The 18,275-nt window shown below is 65.5% G+C and carries 18 protein-coding genes; 14 read left to right on the forward strand and 4 right to left on the reverse strand.

From position 1 onward, the window contains the following. Positions 1–13 precede the first annotated feature (13 nt). Complete coding sequence (locus CP958_RS06560; protein ID WP_096701173.1) at positions 14–1,369, forward strand: ferric reductase-like transmembrane domain-containing protein; 1,356 nt, start codon at positions 14–16, stop codon at positions 1,367–1,369. Between the two features lie 16 nt (positions 1,370–1,385). On the opposite strand, the gene CP958_RS06565 is transcribed toward CP958_RS06560, so the two are convergent. Further along, on the reverse strand, positions 1,386–5,198 hold the full coding sequence (locus CP958_RS06565) for an adenylate/guanylate cyclase domain-containing protein (protein ID WP_242442779.1): 3,813 nt from the start codon (positions 5,196–5,198) through the stop codon (positions 1,386–1,388). Between the two features lie 249 nt (positions 5,199–5,447). On the opposite strand from CP958_RS06565, the gene CP958_RS06570 reads away from it, so the two are divergent. From CP958_RS06570 to CP958_RS06580, 3 genes are all read left to right on the forward strand, one after another. After that, the gene (locus CP958_RS06570) at positions 5,448–5,951 is read left to right on the forward strand and encodes an SET domain-containing protein-lysine N-methyltransferase (RefSeq protein WP_096701174.1); all 504 of its coding nucleotides are present in this window, start codon (positions 5,448–5,450) and stop codon (positions 5,949–5,951) included. Further along, a complete protein-coding gene (locus CP958_RS06575; RefSeq protein WP_096701175.1) occupies positions 5,948–7,111 on the forward strand; it encodes a hypothetical protein in 1,164 nt (387 codons plus the stop codon). Before CP958_RS06570 ends, CP958_RS06575 begins: the two co-directional genes overlap by 4 nt. Before the next feature lie 71 nt (positions 7,112–7,182). Then, positions 7,183–7,395, forward strand: coding sequence for a hypothetical protein (locus CP958_RS06580; RefSeq protein ID WP_096701176.1), 213 nt, complete (start codon positions 7,183–7,185; stop codon positions 7,393–7,395). Between the two features lie 86 nt (positions 7,396–7,481). Here CP958_RS06580 and CP958_RS06585 read toward each other — a convergent pair whose 3' ends face one another. Then, positions 7,482–7,919 (reverse strand): acyl-CoA thioesterase, encoded by a 438-nt coding sequence (locus CP958_RS06585; RefSeq protein ID WP_242442780.1) that lies wholly within the window; start codon positions 7,917–7,919, stop codon positions 7,482–7,484. A gap of 93 nt (positions 7,920–8,012) precedes the next feature. Between CP958_RS06585 and parE the strand changes: the two genes are divergently transcribed. The 10 genes from parE (at position 8,013) to CP958_RS06625 (ending at position 15,514) form a co-directional block, all read left to right on the forward strand. Then, a complete protein-coding gene (parE, locus tag CP958_RS06590; protein WP_170958865.1) occupies positions 8,013–10,004 on the forward strand; it encodes a DNA topoisomerase IV subunit B in 1,992 nt (663 codons plus the stop codon). A 354-nt stretch (positions 10,005–10,358) separates the two neighbouring features. Beyond that, entirely contained in the window at positions 10,359–10,658 is a 300-nt protein-coding gene (locus CP958_RS25815; protein ID WP_141400442.1) for a hypothetical protein, read from the forward strand. A gap of 17 nt (positions 10,659–10,675) precedes the next feature. After that, on the forward strand, positions 10,676–12,118 hold the full coding sequence (locus tag CP958_RS06595; RefSeq protein WP_096701178.1) for a DUF6880 family protein: 1,443 nt from the start codon (positions 10,676–10,678) through the stop codon (positions 12,116–12,118). 76 nt (positions 12,119–12,194) lie between these two features. After that, positions 12,195–12,530, forward strand: coding sequence for a nucleotidyltransferase domain-containing protein (locus tag CP958_RS06600; RefSeq protein ID WP_096701179.1), 336 nt, complete (start codon positions 12,195–12,197; stop codon positions 12,528–12,530). Positions 12,531–12,555: 25 nt separating this feature from the next. Next, positions 12,556–12,918: a HEPN domain-containing protein gene (locus CP958_RS26280; protein WP_170958866.1), complete on the forward strand. Its 363-nt coding sequence runs from the start codon at positions 12,556–12,558 to the stop codon at positions 12,916–12,918. A 405-nt stretch (positions 12,919–13,323) separates the two neighbouring features. After that, the gene (locus tag CP958_RS06610; protein ID WP_096701181.1) at positions 13,324–13,656 is read left to right on the forward strand and encodes a type II toxin-antitoxin system PrlF family antitoxin; all 333 of its coding nucleotides are present in this window, start codon (positions 13,324–13,326) and stop codon (positions 13,654–13,656) included. After that, positions 13,643–14,167 (forward strand): type II toxin-antitoxin system YhaV family toxin, encoded by a 525-nt coding sequence (locus tag CP958_RS06615; RefSeq protein ID WP_096701182.1) that lies wholly within the window; start codon positions 13,643–13,645, stop codon positions 14,165–14,167. The genes CP958_RS06610 and CP958_RS06615 overlap by 14 nt, the downstream gene beginning before the upstream one ends. Positions 14,168–14,393: 226 nt before the next feature. Beyond that, the gene (locus CP958_RS26285) at positions 14,394–14,567 is read left to right on the forward strand and encodes a hypothetical protein (RefSeq protein WP_168185820.1); all 174 of its coding nucleotides are present in this window, start codon (positions 14,394–14,396) and stop codon (positions 14,565–14,567) included. Positions 14,568–14,572: 5 nt separating this feature from the next. Beyond that, the gene (locus CP958_RS06620; protein WP_170958867.1) at positions 14,573–15,232 is read left to right on the forward strand and encodes a Crp/Fnr family transcriptional regulator; all 660 of its coding nucleotides are present in this window, start codon (positions 14,573–14,575) and stop codon (positions 15,230–15,232) included. A gap of 93 nt (positions 15,233–15,325) precedes the next feature. Further along, positions 15,326–15,514: a DUF2892 domain-containing protein gene (locus CP958_RS06625; RefSeq protein ID WP_096701183.1), complete on the forward strand. Its 189-nt coding sequence runs from the start codon at positions 15,326–15,328 to the stop codon at positions 15,512–15,514. 46 nt (positions 15,515–15,560) lie between these two features. Here CP958_RS06625 and CP958_RS06630 read toward each other — a convergent pair whose 3' ends face one another. Further along, positions 15,561–15,866, reverse strand: a complete 306-nt coding sequence (locus tag CP958_RS06630; RefSeq protein ID WP_096701184.1) for an STAS domain-containing protein — start codon at positions 15,864–15,866, stop codon at positions 15,561–15,563. A gap of 25 nt (positions 15,867–15,891) precedes the next feature. Continuing rightward, positions 15,892–17,865, reverse strand: a complete 1,974-nt coding sequence (locus CP958_RS06635) for a methyl-accepting chemotaxis protein (RefSeq protein WP_242442781.1) — start codon at positions 17,863–17,865, stop codon at positions 15,892–15,894. Between the last annotated feature and the right edge of the window lie 410 nt (positions 17,866–18,275).

Here is an 18,275-nt window from a genome sequence, read left to right on the forward strand (position 1 = left end):
CAAAGGGATTATCATGCAACGGATCGTCATCTCGTTCTGGCTGGTGCCGGCATTGCTGACCGCGCTGTGGCTGGCCACCGCCCCCTTCGCGGCACCGCCGGCCAATTTTTTCCAGTTCCGGGCCATCATGGTCCAGTACACCGGCATCCTTGCCGTGGGCTGCATGGGCCTGTGCATGATCCTGGCCTTGCGGCCGCGCTGGCCCGAACCCTGGCTGGGCGGCCTGGACAAGATGTACCGCCTGCATAAATGGTTCGGCATCGCCGCCCTGGTGACCGGCGTGGTCCACTGGCTGTGGGCCAAGGGCCCCAAATGGGCGGTGGGCTGGGGCTGGCTGGAGCGGCCGGTGCGCGGCCCCAAGCCGGTTCCCGACAACCTGATCGAGCAGCTTTTCAGGACGGTGCGGGGTTTCGCCGAGGATGTGGGCGAATGGGCCTTTTACGCCGCCGCGCTGCTGATCGCGGTGGCGTTGCTGACGCGCATTTCCTACCGGCTGTTCTTCAAGACCCACCGCATCCTGGCGGCGGTGTTCCTGGTGCTGGCGTTTCACTCCGTCGTCTTGCTGAACTTCAGGGACTGGGCCTCCCCCCTGGGGCTGGTCACCGCTCTGTTGCTGGCTTATGGCGCCTGGGCGGCGGTGGTGGTCCTGCGCCGCCGCGTCGCCGCCCACCGGCAGGTCGGCGGTGAAATCGTCTCCATCCATTACTATCCGGGAGTGCGGGTGCTGGAAACCGGCATCCACGTGCCCGAAGGCTGGCCCGGCCACAAGAGCGGGCAGTTCGCCTTCGTCACCTCGGACCCGTCGGAGGGTGCCCATCCCTACACCATCGCCTCCGCCTGGAACGACGCCGAACGCCGCATCACCTTCGTCATCAAGGAACTGGGCGACCACACGCGCCGCCTGCGCGACAGGCTGCAGGCCGGCCAGAAGGTGACGGTGGAAGGCCCTTACGGCTGTTTCACCTTCGACGACGATTGTCCGCGCCAGATCTGGGTCGGCGGCGGCATCGGCATCACGCCGTTCATCGCCCGCATGCAGCATCGCATCCTGCAGCGGGAAGCGGCGGGAGGCCAGCTTCCGAAACAAGGTATCGACCTGTTCCATACCACCGCCGACGTGGACGAAAGCGCCCTGGCCCGGCTCAGGGCAGAAGCCGAAGCCGCCGGGATACGCCTCCACATCCTGATCGATTCCCGCGACGGACACCTGGGTGGGGACCGCATCCGGGCATTGGTGCCGGAATGGCGCGAAGCCAGCCTCTGGTTCTGCGGCCCGGCCGGCTTCGGTGCCGCCTTGCGCCATGACTTCGAGACGGAGGGGCTGCCGGTGAAGCGACGCTTTCACCAGGAATTGTTCGCCATGCGGTGAACGGGCGGCAGGCCCCTCAGTCCGGCTTCCTGGGCGGGGCCAGGGAGATTTCCACCTTGCCGGTGAAGGGACGGACGGACGGCTTCGGACGGGGCGGAGCCAGGGCGATGTCCTCGTCGGCCTCCATCTTGGCCATGGCCGCCTGAACGGCGGCGGCCACCTCGGCCAGTTCGGGATCGTCACCGGGATCGGAAGCCTCGCCCGCCTCGGCCAGCAGGGCGCGCATGTCGTCCTCGGAAAAGCCGGCGTCCACGCCGATCTCCGGCAACTGGTCGGCGGGAATCGGCTCTTCGCCGCTTTCCTCCAGCATGGCGGCGATCTCGTCGTCGCTCATGGCGGCGCCCAGACCGAACAGCGAGGGTGGCGGCTCGGCCGGGGCACAGGGAGCCGCCTGCTGCGACAGGGCGGCAAGATCGTCGTCGGAAAAGCCGGGGCCGGCCCCGATCTCCGGAAGTTCCCCGGCGGCAGCCGGAGCGGAAGAATCCCCCTCCTCCTCGCTCTCCGCCAGTAGGGCGGCGATGTCATCGTCGCTCATGGCGGTATGGAAGGAAAAATCGGGCTTGGCCGCCGAATCGTCGGCGGCCAGTTGGGCGTCGAACGCCTCCTCCTCCGTCGCCTCGGCCAGCAGCGCCGCCAGATCGTCGTCGGACAAGATGGTGGACGTGAGATCGGCGGGAAGAGCGGAGGCCTCCTCCTGATCCTCGGGATCGCCCATGGCGAGGATAGCCGCCAAATCCTCGTCGGACAGAGTCCCCACCACTTCCTCGGCGGCGGGAGCCTCGGCGGAAGGAGCCTCGGGCTCGGGGACGGCGGCAGCCTCCTCGGGGCCGGCCTCGGCCAGCAGGGCGGCAAGATCGTCGTCGGACAGAATCGCAGAGCCAAGATCACCCGGCTCTGCCGGAGCGCAGGGGGCGAATTCCTCGTCGTCTCCCAGTTCCGCCACCTCGCCCATGGCCAGGATGGCGGCCAAGTCGTCGTCGGACAGGGTACCTTCCAACACGGGTGGAGACGGAGCTTCTTCCTCCGGGCCGACCTCGGCCAACAGGGCGGCCATGTCATCGTCGGACAGCACGGTGGAGCCGAGATCAGGCGGTTCGGCGGGAGCGCAGGGCGCGAATTCCTCGTCGTCCCCCAGTTCCGCCACCTCGCCCATGGCCAGGATGGCGGCAAGGTCGTCGTCGGACAGCGCCCCCTCGGATACCGGGGGGGAAGAAATCTCCTCCCCGGCAGCCAGCGCTTCATCATCGAGAACCGGCGGTTCCTCTTCGGACAAAGCCTCCTCGACGACCGGCTCCTCGGGTAGCGGCGCTTCATCATCGAGAACCGGCGGCTCCTCTTCGGACAAAGCCTCCTCGACGACCGGCTCCTCGAATACCGGCGCTTCGTCATCGAGAACCGGCGGCTCCTCTTCGGACAAAGCCTCCTCGACGACCGGCTCCTCGGGTGCCGGCGCTTCGTCATCGAGAACCGGCGGTTCCTCTTCGGGCAGAGGCTCCTCGACGACCGGCTCCTCGGATACCGGCGCTTCGTCATCGAGAACCGGCGGCTCCTCTTCGGAGAAAGCCTCCTCGGCGACCGGCTGTTCGAATACGGGCTCCTCGGGCGCCGGCTCGCCGACAGGCACCGGTTCCTCGGCAACGGGCTCCTCGGCGGGCGGCGGCTCCTCCTCGGCCGGGAAGGCGCGCATGACGTTCAACAGCTCGGTGGACAGCAGCGCCAGGGGGTTGGGTTCGGGCGGCGGCGCGGGCTCCTCTATCGCCTCGGGCAGGGCCTCCATGGGGACCCGGCGGCGCAGGTGATAGACCGTCTGCTTGCCGAAATCCTTGGCCAGCGACAATACGCCCACATATTCGCAAGCGAAGCGCTCGACGAAGTCCTCGCCGCGGTTCTGGGCCTCGGAACGCATGGCGCTCTGCTCGGCGGTCAGCACGGCGACGAATTGCTGGGTGGCGTAGACGTGGCCGATCACCGTCACCGGCTCGAGCCTTGCGGCGCGGTTGATGTGGCTGCCGTAGAAATTCTGCCGGCCGCAGATGGGGTCGATGGCCTGAAACACCGGGCCGGCATGCAGGGAGATGCGCAGGGAGAGCGGATGGGGCAGCCGGTCGGCCAGTTCCTCGTCGGCCTTCAGCACCATCTCCTGCAGGGTCTGGGCGTATTCGGCCATGGGAGTGGCCTTGTCCATCACCGCGAAGATGGCGTCGCCCCAGGTGTTGATGGCCAGCGGCTGATGCTCCAGCCGGGCCATGCCCTCGGAAATGATGCGCAGGAAGTCGAGGAACACCGGCGTGTGTTCCTCCTTCAGCTTGGAATAGCCGGCGATGTCGCAGAACATCATGGAGCGGATGACACGCCCCTCGCCCTGTTCCTCGTCCTGGTCGCCGTCCAGGTCGGGCATCATGGGGATGGCGTCGCCGGCCAGGTCGGGATGCTGCTGCAGCAGGCCGTCCAGGTCGATGATGCGCAGGCGGGAGATATCCTCCCATTGGTCGATGAAGTCGGCGGCGCCGCCGGCCAGCGAGCCGGGCATCATGTCCCACACCGCCAGCAGATAGGGGGCGGTCCGCAGGAAGGTGGCCCGGAGCGTCGCCAGCCCGTGCAGGCACTGGTTGGCGAAGCGGTAGAGCATGCCGTGGCCGAGATAGCGTTCCTCGGTGGCGTAGGTCACCGTGTTGGCCAGCTTCAGCGCGTTCCTGAAGCGCATTTCCCAGCGCGAGCCGCCATAGCGCACGTTCTCGGCGATGAAGTCGTCGATGGCGTAGGGCATCACCACGTTCACCTCGGCGCCACGCTCCAGCATGGCCTCGATGAACAGCAGGTCCGAGCCGCAGGCGGCGGTGGAATAACCCACCTGCGCCCCCAGCTCGTCCAGGGATTTGGCGATCTCGGCGCGGACGGCGCTTTCCAACTCGGGCGGGAAGTGGGGCCCCTCCCCCGGCCGGTCCAGGGCGTGGCCGGTGAACACCACCACGGTGGGCGGCTTGATGATGTCGAAGACGGCGGCGGGAACGGCCAGCCCGCCCTCCTGCAACAGGGCGAGTTGCTTGAGCGCCGCCACGGTGCTGCCGTAATGGATGCCTTCCAGTGTGCTGGCCCAGGCGAACGAGGCCAGGGCGTCCTGCACCTCGCCCAGCAGCAGATGGGCCTCGGCCACGGTGGCCAGCATCTGGTAGCGCTCTTCCGGCGAAAGCGTAAGGTCGGTCTCGGCGTGGGAAACCCGGTCGCGGACCCGCCGCGCCAGCTCGCGCGCTCCCTCGTGATCACCCAGCAGCCACGAGGTCACCGCCGCGTCGATGCCGTCGCGCGGCGCGTTGCTGATGTGGAAGGCCCGCAGGAACAGCTCGCGGCAATGCTCGAGGTCGACGCGCGACCCCGAGGCCAGCCAGGCCTCGCGGAACACGCCGGCCAGGGCGGTGTAGGTCTCGGCGTCGGCGCTGGCCACCAGCTTCTTGCCGCGCACCAGCTCCAGCGCCTCGGCCAGTTCGGCCATGGAGGCCAGGGTATCCTGGTTGTCCGCCTGCTCCAGCCCCTCGACGGCGCGGCGCAGCGAATTATGCAGGCGGTGGAACGGCCCCTCGTCGATCAGGATGACGTCGAGCACCGGCTGCAGCAGCTTGCGCGCCTCGTCCACCGCGCCGGTCTGCGACAGCGCCACCGCGCCGAAGATGGCCAGCTTGAAACTGTCGGGGTGCTGCCGAAGGCCTTCGCGCGCAGTATCGTGGGCCAGGAAGTTCTGGCCCTCTTCCAGCAACTCGCGGGTAATCCGCTCCCACTCGGACAGGCTGCGGGGCGTATTTGCACCGGCACTGATCGGGGTCGAATCCGCCAAGATGGGCGAGCCTTTCCAATGGGTCTGAATACCTGTGTACCATGAGCCGGCCCGCCCCGGAAGGTCCGCCGGGGCGATGGAGCGGAACAGCCCGGCTCCATGGTAGGAGGCAAAGGTTATTTTCTAATTAAATCAATCCGCTAAATCAACCATTGAGCCGATGTATCGTTCGTTGACGGAGACAATCGACGGGACTACCCTGATAGGGAATTCTCTCCTTTGGCTCTTGGATCCAGGTGTGCTGTCGCCATGACCGAGATCTATCCCCGCGAGCTGATCGTCGACGAGTCGCTGCCCAATTCCGACCAGTTCGCCGTGACCTCGGTGGACGGCAGGGTCGGCAGGGGAATCAGGGCCAATATCCGGTTCGGGCGCGGCACGCGGGTCGCCAGATTCGCCGGCGTCCTGTCCAACACCGTCTTCCAGCACAGTCTGCAGATTTCGCCCGCCACCCACCTCCACGACCCCTATTTCGTCGGATTGCTGTCCCATTCCTGCGCCCCCAATTGCGTGCTGGACATGCAGCGCCTGGAGATTCTCGCCCTGCTGGACATCGAGCCGGGCGAATTGCTGACCATCGACTACGCGGTGACCGAGGACACCTTGTACCGGCAGTTCCCCTGCAATTGCGGCTCGTCGGGCTGTCGCCGCTGGATCACCGGGCGGCGCGAGGCGGTCAACGAGGCGGGCAAGGCCTATCTCGCCGGGCTGGACGCCAAGAAGGTCCGCTCCATGCGCGGGAGCAGGCGGTGACCGATCAATACCCCTCGGTCGCCGACTTCATCCAGGCCGAGCACCCGGAGGTTCCCGTCCATCTGCTGCGGCCCCGCCGTCTGGAAGCCATGGCGCGGGAATTCGCGGCCGGCTTTCCCGGCGACACCCTCTACGCCGTCAAGTGCAACGCCCACCCCCTGGTGCTGTGGACCATGCGCCGGGCCGGCATCCGCCATTTCGACGTGGCCTCGCCCATGGAGATCAGCCGGGTGGTCGAATGCGTTCCCGACGCGGAGATGTTCTATCACCACCCGGCCAAGACGCCGGGGCAGATCCGGCTGGCCTGGGAATGCGGCGTACGCTTCTTCGCCGTGGATTGCGTCGCCGAGTTGGAAAAGGTGGCGGGGCTGACCGACAGCGCCATGCGGCCGGTGGTGCGTCTGGCCATTCCCAAGGGATCGGGCGCCGTCTACGACCTGTCCACCAAGTTCGGGGCGGTGGCCGAGGTGTTCGAGGCGGTGCTGCGCCGGGCAGAGGAGATGGGGCTGGCGCCCGCCGTGACCTTCCACGTGGGCTCGCAATGCCTGGACCCGCAGGCCTTCCGCCTGGGCATGGAGATGGCCTGCGCCGCCATCGACCGGACCGGCATCGCCGTCGACTGGATGGATATCGGCGGCGGCTTCCCCGCCTATTACCGCCTGACCCAGGCGCCGCCGCTGGCCGCCTATTTCCAAGTGATCGCGCAAGCCCACCGGGAGTTGACCGCGCCGCGTGGCATCCGCCTGGCGTGCGAACCCGGCCGCGCCCTGATGGCCGAGGGCGGCTCGCTGCTGGTCCGGGTCAATCTCAGGAAGCCGGAGTCCCTCTATCTCAACGACGGCATCTTCGGCGGCCTGACCGAGACCTATTGGGGCAAGGAGCAGTTGTCCCTGCCCTTCCGCCTGCTGGATTCCCACGGGCGCCTGAAGAGCGGTCCGGCCGGGAACTTCACCGCCTTCGGCCCCACCTGCGACGGCAACGACAAGCTGCCCTGGCCGCTGGACCTGCCCGACGACGTGGCCGAGGGCGATTACATCGAGTTCAACCTGATCGGCGCCTATGGCCGCGAAATGGCGGCCCGCTACAACGGGATGCATTCCGACCACGTGGCGGTGATCGACGCCGATTTCGCCGGGCATCAGGGTCTGGAAACGTTTTAGACGGGTGGACTCCCTTCCCAACCGCTTGTATCGTTCCCTCAGTTGTTTTTCATATGTGAGGAGATGGGATTATGACCAAGATTATTCTCGCCATGGGCGCCGTTCTGCTGCTGGCCGGCTGTGGCGCCGGCCGCTGGGAGCCCTTCGGCGGCATCACCGATCCGGTGTGCATGCCCGACGGCTCGGTGTCGTTCTATCAGCAGGCCGACGACAAGGGCAACCTGGGCACCCCGCGCGCCACCAAGGAAAACTGCCCCTGGAACAAGCCGGCCGCCGCCAAGTAAGGTCGCCGACGCGTTCACATGGAAAGGGCCCCATCCGGGGCCCTTTCTTATTGGCTGGCCTTCCACCCCCGACGGGGCGGCGGGCATCACGCCTCGGGCGGAACCGGCCGCTTCTTGCCCTTGTCGTCCACCGCCACATAGGTGAAGACGGCACTGGTCACCTTGACCAGGGAATCGCTGCCGCCGTGGCGGCGCACCCAGGCCTCGACCCGCACCGACAGGGAGGTCCGGCCCACCCGGATGATCTCGGTGTAGCAGCTGACCTCGTCGCCGACATAGACCGGCTGGTGGAATTCCATGCCCTCCACCGCCACGGTGGGGGTATGGCCCCGCGCCCGGCGATAGGAGTGGGTGCCGCCGGCCAGGTCCATCTGGCTCATCAGCCAGCCGCCGAACACATGGCCGAACGGATTGGTGTCGGCGGGCATGGCGATGGCCCGCGTGGACAGGCGGCCACGCGGCGCGCCACTGATTTCAATGCTTTCGGGCCTGGAGGGGCTTTCGGGCCTGGGGCTCTGGCTCATGGGGATTCCTGATCTTACAATATCTTGTGGTTAACTCTGATGACGCTACAGCATGCGCTTGCGCATCGGACACGCATTTCTATAATGCCAGCCATGTCCGACCTGTTCCAGCAACTCGCCCCCAAGGCGACCGAATACTCCGCCAAGGATATCGAAGTCCTTGAGGGGTTAGAGCCCGTCCGCCGCCGTCCCGGCATGTATATCGGCGGCACCGATGATCGCGCCCTTCACCATCTGGTGGCCGAAGTGCTCGATAACGCCATGGACGAGGCGGTGGCCGGACATGCCGGCTGGATCGAGCTGGAGCTGGCCGTCGACGGCACCTGCACGGTCAGGGACAACGGCCGCGGCATTCCCATCGACCCCCACCCCAAATACCCGGACAAGAGCGCTCTCGAGGTGATCCTCACCACGTTGCACTCGGGCGGCAAGTTCGGCGGCGACGCCTACAAGGTGTCGGGCGGCCTGCACGGCGTCGGCGTCTCGGTGGTCAACGCGCTGTCCGACGCGCTGACCGTCGAGGTGGCCCGCGACAGGGTGCTGTGGAGCCAGCGCTTCTCGCGCGGCCTGCCCCTGGGACCGCTGGAGAAGGTGGGGCCGGTGCAGAACCGGCGCGGCACCACCGTCATCTTCCATCCCGACGCCCAGATTTTCGGCGAACGCGCCCATCTGCGTCCAGGCCCGCTCTACCGCATGGCCCGCTCCAAGGCCTACCTGTTCCGTGGCGTGCAGATCCGCTGGAAGTGCGACCCGCTGCTGGTCAAGGAAGGCGACGAGATCCCGGTCGAGGACACCCTGCACTTCCCCGGCGGCCTTACCGACTTCCTGAAGGCGGTGCTGAAGGACCGCCCGCTGGTTACCAAGGACGTGTTCAACGGCACCGCGCCGTTGGCCGACGACATGGGGCAGGTGGAATGGGCGGTGGCCTGGCCCGACGATGACGAGGAAGGCTTCGTCAACACCTATTGCAATACCGTGCCGACCCCCGAGGGCGGCACCCACGAGGCCGGCTTCAGGAACACCCTGACCAAGGGCCTGCGCTCCTATGGCGAGATGGCCGGCAACAAGAAGGCCGGGCAGATCACCGCCGAGGATGTGATGGTCGGCGCCTGCGTCATGGTCAGCCTGTTCATCAGGGACCCGCAGTTCCAGGGCCAGACCAAGGAAAAGCTGGCCAGCGCCGAGGCCACGAGGCTGGTGGAAAACGCCGTCAAGGACCACTTCGACCACTGGCTGAGCGGCGACAAGGCCTCTTCCGGCGCCCTGCTCACCCGCCTGATCGAGCGGGCCGAGGACCGGGCACGCCGCCGTCAGGCCAAGGAAATGAACCGCAAGACGCCCACCAAGCGTCTGCGCCTGCCCGGCAAGCTGGCCGATTGCTCGCGCTCGGTGAACGTCGGCACCGAACTGTTCCTGGTGGAGGGTGATTCGGCCGGCGGCTCGGCCAAGTCGGGCCGCAACCGCGAAACCCAGGCCATCCTGCCGTTGCGCGGCAAGATCCTCAACGTCGCCTCGGCGTCGACCGACAAGCTGCGCCAGAACCAGGAACTGAAGGACCTGATGGAGGCCCTGGGCTGCGGCGCGCGCGACAATTACGACGACGAGAAGCTGCGCTACGAGAAGATCATCATCATGACGGACGCCGACGTGGACGGCGCCCACATCGCCTCGCTGCTGATGACCTTCTTCTACCAGGAGATGCCCGACCTGATCCGCAACGGGCACCTCTATCTCGCCCTGCCGCCCCTGTACCGCTTGGCCCACGGCCAGATCGTCGCCTATGGCCGCGACGACGCCCACAAGGAGGAACTGCTGCGGACCCTGTTCGCCGGCAAGAAGAACGTGGAGATCAGCCGCTTCAAGGGCCTGGGCGAAATGCCCCCCGCCCAGCTCAAGGAAACCACCATGGACCCGAGCAAGCGCACGCTGCTCCGCGTCACCATCCCCTCGGGCCGCACCGAGGAGGACCACGAGGAAGCCAAGGATGTGGCCCGGCTGGTGGAAAGCCTGATGGGCCGCAAACCGGAACTGCGCTTCGCCTTCATCCAGGAACGGGCCAAGTTCGCCACCGACCTGGATGTGTGAGCCGATGTAGGTTTGGCCATAAGGTGAGAAATTTGGCCATAAGATGAGAATGGCCGAATGGCCTTGTGCGGATCAGATTCTCTTGCGATCGCCCCCCTTGCCAGCCCCACTATCGGCCTCCCTGTCGTGATTGATTCCCGGAGACCGCCGCGTTCGGCAGCGCCGAGTTTGCATCGGATATTTGGGCGCGGCTGGCGGCGATGATCGTCTCTGACAACGGCACCGAGCTGACCTCCACGGAGTCCGTTGATATGTTCATCGGCTCCATCGGGAAAAGCGCCCTGACCACTATCATCGATCCCCTACGGCCTACATCTCCTTGATGATGTTTGATAAAATCAAGATATGGCAAGTGTGATCGGCGATCTGATCAGCGAAGTACATCATCGCGACGAGCCAATTCTCGACGAAGGATTACATCTGCGCGATGGGGCCAAGGCCCTGGTCTGCTTCGTCCAGCCTGTCGGATCGTCCAGCAACATTGGCTCGGCGACCGAGATGATGCAGGCGACGACTTACCTCACTGCCGCCGCAAATATGGGAAGCCGAGGGGAGAAACGATGGCTGGATCGACGAAATGGCCCGTTTCAAGGTAGGATGAATGCTCCGCGCGTCCTGGACGGGCAACCGTCAGGTCGGTTCCATAAGCCTTAATGAGCCGTCGTGAGAAAATGCCGCCGAAAACGACCCTTAACGCCGAGAATCTGCAATCGCTGGGTACCCCGCGTCTGGCCGAGCTACTGATGGAGATCAGCCGGGGTGACGCGGTGGCGCAACGCCGTCTGCGGATGGAACTGGCCGGAGCCGCCAGCCCAGGGGAACTGTCCAAGGAAATCGGCAAGCGCCTAGCGTCGATCGCTCGTTCTCGGTCCTTCATCGACTGGCGCGGTGTCCGGGCGATGGCCGATGATCTCGAGACCCAACGCCAGGCCATCACCGGCAAGGTAGCGGCCTCCGATCCTGCGCGGGCTCTTGACCTTCTCTGGCGCTTCATGGCGCTGGCCACGTCGATCTTCGAGCGCAGCGACGACAGCAGCGGCACCATCATCGGCATTTTCCGCGAGGCGTGCGGAAACATCGGCGAGGTCGCCCTCCGGGCCAAGGCCGATCCGATCACTCTTGCCGATCGGGTGTACGAGGCGCTGACCGTGAATGACTATAGCCAGTATGACGGCCTGATCGCCGTTACGGCCCAGGCGCTCGGGCCGCGTGGGCTGGAGCACCTGAAGCGGCGCATGGTCGAACTGTCCCAGCGTCCGGTGGCCAGACCCGCCGACAAGGACCGGGTGAAGATCGGCTGGTCATCCTCCGGACCGGTCTACCAGGACGAAATGGCGGAACGCTCCCGGCTGAGCACCGTCCGCATGGCCCTGAGCGACATCGCCGACGCCCAGGGAGATGTGGATGCCTATATGGGCCAGTACGACGAAAAGACCCGGAAGGTTCCTAAGATCGCCGCCGAGATTGGCCGGCGGTTTCTGGCCGCCGGACGGGCCGAGGAGGCGCTGGCGATCATCGATGCCGCCGAACATCGAAAATCCGCCGGCTGGGATTGGCCTGATTTCGACTGGGAGGAAGCGCGAATCGATGCCCTGGAAGCCCTCGGTCGGACAGATGAGGCGCAGCAGGTCCGCTGGGGCTGCTTCGAGCGCTCGCTGTCATCCACGCATCTCCGGGCCTTTTTGAATAAGCTTCCCGACTTCGACGACTTTGAGGCCGAGGAGCACGCCCTGATCCATGCGGAGGGATTCCGCAGCCCGATGGATGCCCTGTGGTTCCTGGTGACCTGGCCGGCCCTGGACCGGGCGGCACAATTGGTGATCAGGCACTCCGAGAGGCTCGACGGCGACAATTACGAGTTGCTGACCCGTGCCGGGGAGGCCTTGTCATCCAAGCATCCGCTTGCCGCCACGCTGGTACTGCGGGCAATGATCGATTTCTGCCTCAGCAACAGCCGCTCATCCCGCTACAAGCACGCCGCCCGCCACCTGCTGGAATGCTCCAGCCTGGCGAAGGATGTCGGCGATTTTGGGAGCTTCGAGCCCCACGATGCCTATGAAGCCCGGCTGAAGCGGGAACATGGGCGCAAGGCTTCTTTCTGGAGCCTGATGTAGTAGGTTCCTGCCTGCTACGACCAGCACATTGCCGAAAGGCCGTTCCCGCTCATATAATCGCGGGAAGGAGAGAGGCATGACCGCCAACATCGGCATCTTCGGTTCGGAACAGGAAGCTCTTGACGGATTGGTCGAGAGGCTTGTGGCCGCCCATTCTCCAACATCCGTATGGCTTTTCGGCAGTCGCGCTCGTGGAGACGCGGAGCCGGACAGCGATTTCGACCTGCTTGTCGTCGTCGATGATGCCAAACTGGCGAAGGATCCCTACCGCATCAAGAAGCCGGTCCTCGGGCTCGGCGTCTCTTGCGATGTGTTTCCTTGCTCGGCCGGCGGCTTTGACGAGGCCGCGAACATGGTCGGCACGCTCTGCAACATCGTCAAGCACGAAGGCCGACGCCTTTATGCCAGATAGCCCGACAGCCAGGACATTCTTCGCATTGGCGGAAGAGGATCTTCGGGCCGCCGAGCTCTCGATGGAAGCCGCTCCCCATTCGGCTTATTCCCTTCTGGCGCGCGCTGCCGAAAAGGCCGCCAAGGCGGTCCTGTGCCACGAAGGCATCCGCCCACCGAAAACACACAGCCTTGATGCGCTTGCTTCGCTTCTGCCCGTTGATCACACGTGGCGGCAGCCCATCGGAGACCTCGAGAATATATCCATCGCGGCAGTATCCGCAGGATACCCGACGATCGAGGGAACGCCCTTCGATCTCCCCTCGGCCGAGGAGATGAAGAAGAGTGCCGCCGAGGTTCGGAAACTTGTTTCCGGCATCCGCAGATATCTCGGACTGAGTCGCCCCTGATGTCGGCGGGCAAGGATACTCAGCGGAAAATCTGCAACTAGGACAGATACGCTATATGTGGCATGCAGGAACAAACGCACAGCGCGAGATGTTGCGCCCCTGGGTTTCTCCCAACTTATGCCCTGATCCGGTAGGATTTTCTCATCTTACGGCCATATTTTCTCAGCTTATGGCCAAAGTCGCTTTGCCCAACCCATTGAAGTCATGGCAGACCTATTCTCACCTTATGGCCAAACCTACACCGAGGCGCCTTTCCCGCCATACCGGCGGTTTTTCCAGATTCTGACAGACCGGAATCGGGCACATACCCACGGCCACGGCCTCAGAAGGGGGCTACCCAAATAGGCCCCCGCAGCCTACAATGCAAATGCATTGCATGGCGGGGAGAGGGTCGTGGAGGCTGTGATGGCTGCCGTATATGAAACCGAATCCGCAGTGACGGAACGTGGACAAACGACCGTTCCCGCGCATGTTCGTCAGCGATTGACTGTCGGCAAGCCTGGAACGCTCGTTTGGCGCATCGAAGCCAATGGCACGGTGACCGTGGATCGTAAGCGCGAAGCGGTGAGCGAACCGGACCCCGTGCTTGGCCGCTTCCTCGCCTTCCTGGAAGCGGACATGACCGCCCATCCCGAGCGGCTGCGCCCGGTGGGTGCCGATCTGGTGGAGCGAATCAGCGCTCTGGTCGCGGGCGTCGAGATCAACCTGGACGAGCCGTTGCCCGATGACGAAGACTGAGCTATTCCGCATCAACGGGTGGCTCATCGTCGCACACGACCTCTTCCTCGATCAGGTCGAGGCCATGATTACCGCTGTAATCAAGGATAAGGCACGCAATCCCACCACATATAAGACACGGCGGGCCGCCAAGATGCTGGCGGCGGTCGCCCGTCTGGCGTTTCAGGAAATCCCCGAAGACCCAGCCCGAGACACATACCAGCAAGGCAACACCTTGGGAGAAGAACACCGCCACTGGCGGCGGGCAAAGTTCTATCAGCAATGCCGGCTGTTCTTCCGCTATCGGGGGGAGGAGGACGGCAGGAAGGTAATCGCCTATGGCTGGGTCAATGACCAGGATACCAAACGAGCCTATGGCAGCAAGACTGACGCCTATGCCATCTTCAGACGCATGTTGGGCGATGGCAATCCGCCTGATGACTGGGTGAAGCTGAAGGCGGCCTGCGAGACCGTTGATGAAAAACGGCTGACCAAAATCGTTGACGATGCCAAAGGATTGATCGGCCCGTAGAGACAAGCACGTCCTGTTTGGCGCACGCCACTCCAGCCTCCCTCACATCTCCGGGAAGCGGATGGCGCGGGGACCTGAAACACAAATTTTATCGCCAAAGAGCCGCTGGGACGCTAATTCTGTCCAGGCGAGACACGAACCCCGTCTCGCACCCACGACAAATCAACGCCTTAGCGGCGTTTTTGGAATACTCTTTCAGTCGCCGTACACCAAGGGGAGACCGATCATGGCCGACGAGAATTTGAGCCCCGGCAACATCGCCAAGGCACTGGGCGTATCCGATGGCAAGGTGAAGAAGGCCATCAAGGACCTGGGCCTGGAGCCCGCCGCCAAGCGCGGCGTGTGCAGCTTCTATGCCCCCGATCAGGTGGCGAGGATCAAGGCGGCCGTCGGGGCCTGAGCCCCGTGGCACCTTCCCCCGACGATTGGACGCGTCTGGTCCCCGCCCTGTCCGGGCTGGACGACGCGACGCGCGAGCGCCTGCGGAGCCTGAGCCGCCGGGCCGCCCTGCCCGCCGGCACCCGGGTGTTCGGCGAGGGCAGCCCGTGCCAGGCCTATCTGATCCTGCTGTCGGGCGAGGTCCGGGTGCAGAAGGTGGCGGAATCGGGCCGCGAGATCGTCCTTTACCGCGTCCTGGCGGGCGAGACCTGCATCGTCACCACCGCCTGCCTGATGAGCGGCGTGGATTACGACGCCGAGGGCATCGCCGAGAGCGACGTCACCGCCCAGATTCTCCCCGAGTCCGGCTTCCGCGAGTTGCTGGGCCGGTCTGAGGCGTTCCGCGATTTCGTGTTCCGCGCCTACGGCTCGCGCATCTCCAGCCTGTTGATGCTGATCGACGAGGTGGCGTTCGGCCGCATGGACCGCCGCCTCGCCGCCTGCCTGCTGGCGCGGGCCAAGGGAGCCGGGGTGGTCACCGCCACCCACCAGGATCTGGCGGTGGAACTGGGCAGCGCGCGGGAAGTGGTCAGCCGTCTGCTCAAGGAATTCGAGCGGCGGGGCTGGGTCGCCCTGTCGCGGGGCTGCGTGGCCCTGACCGATCCGGCGGCCCTGGTCGAAAATTAGCAAAGTGTGTGACTAGGTCACCGACAGCCCCCCGTCCCCTCCCTATGCTGCCGTCCAGTTCCCTTGGCCGGTTTCACTTAAGGAGTGGATGACATGAACAAGAACATCGGCGGCATCGACCGCATCCTGCGCATCGTGGTGGGTCTGGCGCTGATCGGCCTGACGCTGACCGGCGTCATCGGCCTGTGGGGCTGGATCGGCGTGGTGCCGCTGGCCACCGCCGCCATCGGCTGGTGCCCGGCCTATCTGCCCTTCGGCATCAAGACCTGCAAGACCCGCTGAGTCCGGACCGGACCGCCGGCGGATAATGCGCCGGCGGTCCGGAGCCTCATGCGGTGATCTCGAAGGTATCGCCGGCCTCGGTCAGTTCCAGCAGGCGCTTGACCCCGCTTTGCGGCTTGGCCAGGCTCATGATGGCCCCGCCGCGATCCAATTCCTCCTGGGCGATGTAGAGCAGGCCCAGCCCCACCGAATCGATATGGCTGAGGGCCGACAGGTCGAAGACCACCCGGGCCTTTCCCACCCCGTCCAAATCCCGCAACAGGACCGCGAAGGTTTCGTTGGCGGCGAAGTTCAACTGCCCCTGCAGGGCGACGGTGACGGCCTGGCCGTTCCTGGCGACGCTGTATTGCATGGCATTCCCTCCAATTCGGCACAGGTTACTGCCGGACCCGGACCAGGAAGCGGTCGGTCTCGGCGGTCAGGCTTTCGACCACCTCGGTCAGGCTCTTGGCGCTCCAGATGACCCGCACCGTCCCGGCGCAGGTCTGGGCCGAGGATCGCGACAGGTCGCCCACATTGCTCGAGACGGTCTGAGCCTGACGGGCGACCTCGTCGATATCGCCGGCGATCTCGCGGGTGGCCGCCTCCTGCTCCTGCACGGCGCCGGCGATGGCGGCGGAGACTTCGTCCAGCGAGCGGATGATGGCGACGACGGCGGTGATGCTGTCGGCCATGGAATGGGACGAATCCTGGACCTCGCCCACCTGGCGGGCGATCTCCTCGGTGGCCTTGGCGGTCTGGTTGGCCAGGGTCTTGACCTCGCCCGCGACCACCGCGAAGCCCTTGCCCGCCTCACCCGCCCTGGCCGCCTCGATGGTGGCATTCAAGGCCAGGAGATTGGTCTGGGATGCGATATCGTTGATCAGCTTCACCACCTCGCCGATGGACTGCACCGAATGGGCCAGACCACCCATCTGCCGGGCGGTGGCGTTGACGTCCTCGACGGTCTTGCGGGCGATCTCGGTGGAATTGGAGACCTGCCGGGCGATCTCGTTGATGGCCAGGGCCAACTGGCGGGTCGCCTCGGCGGCGCCGGTCGCCCGCTCCGTGGTGATGCGCACCGCGTCGCCCACGTCCAGCGAGCGCGAGCCGCTGCGTTCGGACCGCCCCGCCATGACCTTGGCGGTCTGATGGATACCGCCGGTGGCCCGCTCGACCTCGGCCACCTTGCTCTTGACGCTGGCTTCGAAGTCGTCGGCCATGGCCTTGATGGCGGCGGCCTTCTCCGCCTCGGACCGTATCCGCTCCGCCTCGCGGGCGGCGCGCAGGCGGTCGGCCTCGACCATGGCGTCGTGGAAGACCTGGACGGAGCGCGCCATGTCGCCCACCTCGTCGCGACGGTCCTGGGCGGGAATGGCCGCCGCCTTGTCGCCGGCCGCCAGTGCCTTCATCACCTCGGAAATACGCTTGATGGGCCGCTCGATGGAGTGCCCCAGCCACAGCCCCAGGGTGAGGATCAGCACGAAGCCGCCGCCCATCACCACCTGCAGGGTCAGTTGGGCGGCACGTCCCACGGCTTCCGCCTTGGCTTCGGCGGCGGCGGCGGCGGCATGGGCGTCCTTGCCCATGGTGTCGATCACCCCTTCCAGCCAGTCCTTGTGCACGGCGATCATCTCGCGCTCCAGGGCGGCGACCTTGTCCATCCCGTCGGCGACGGCACGGAAGGCGCCGTGGTAGCGATCCAGGGTCTCGACCAGTTGGGTCCGCTCGGCGGCCGACAGCCCCGCATTCGGCATCGCCTGGGTAAAGGCCGCCACCAGATTGCCCAGTTCGGCCCGGTCGGCAGGCTGGCGGCGCAGAAAGAAGTTCTTCTCGGCCCGCCGCATTTGCAGGACCAGAATGGTCAACTGCGGCACATCGCGGGCCTTCAGCACCTTTTCCATGTCCAGCGCGGCGTCACGCAGGCCCCCCAGCAGACCGACCTGGTCGGACAGGCCCAGCTTGCGCTGGGTTTCCACCATGGCGCCGAAAGCCCGGCCGTAGCGATCGGCCCCGTCCTTGACCTGGATGATCAGTTCCCGGCGGGGCGGACCGTCACCGGGCAGAACGGCAAGCATACGGTCCAGGGCCTCACGAGCCTCCGCCACGTGGCGGGGCTGCTTGGCGGCCGAATCCTCGTCGCGGCGCAGCAGGAAGTTCTTTTCCTGGCGGCGGGCCTGCAGCAAGGCGATGTCCACGTCATCGGACAGCGTCATCACCGCACGGAAGCCGTCGGCTTCCAGACGGGCGGCATCCTCGCGCAGCCGGCTGTTCCACAACAGCAGCGCCGCAACCAGGAACACCAGACCGGCCATGATCACGGGGGAAGCAATCTGGCGCCGCAGCGCCAATCGAGAGAGAAGGCGTTCCATGCTGCCCCTCCTTGCCGGTCCACCGGCGTCAATCAGTAGGTATTAGCAACTATATGCCGATGGACTAGTCACCTCAATCGGTGAATATATACTTTTGCTTAGATTCCAGATGCGGATCGGCGGCGAAATTTCGTGCCGGCTGCGAATTGTCAATGCGCGGCCGCTTCGCCCGCCCCTACCCTGAAAGGGCTTTTCACACGGAGAGGCCGAGGGACATCCCCCCCTTCCATCCCCCTCGTCCCGCCCGGATGATCGGCGGCGCCCCCTCCCTTGGCGTCAGACAAGGCCGCCGGCTGCTCCCCTGTCGGCGGCCTTGTTCATTTTTATAAAAATTCCAGAGCGACGCTGCGAATTGTCAATGCGGGCCGATGCCGGCACCTCCTAGGCTTGACGCGCCTTATCCACAGGAG

The organism is Magnetospirillum sp. 15-1 (assembly GCF_900184795.1).
Lineage (GTDB): Bacteria > Pseudomonadota > Alphaproteobacteria > Rhodospirillales > Magnetospirillaceae > Phaeospirillum.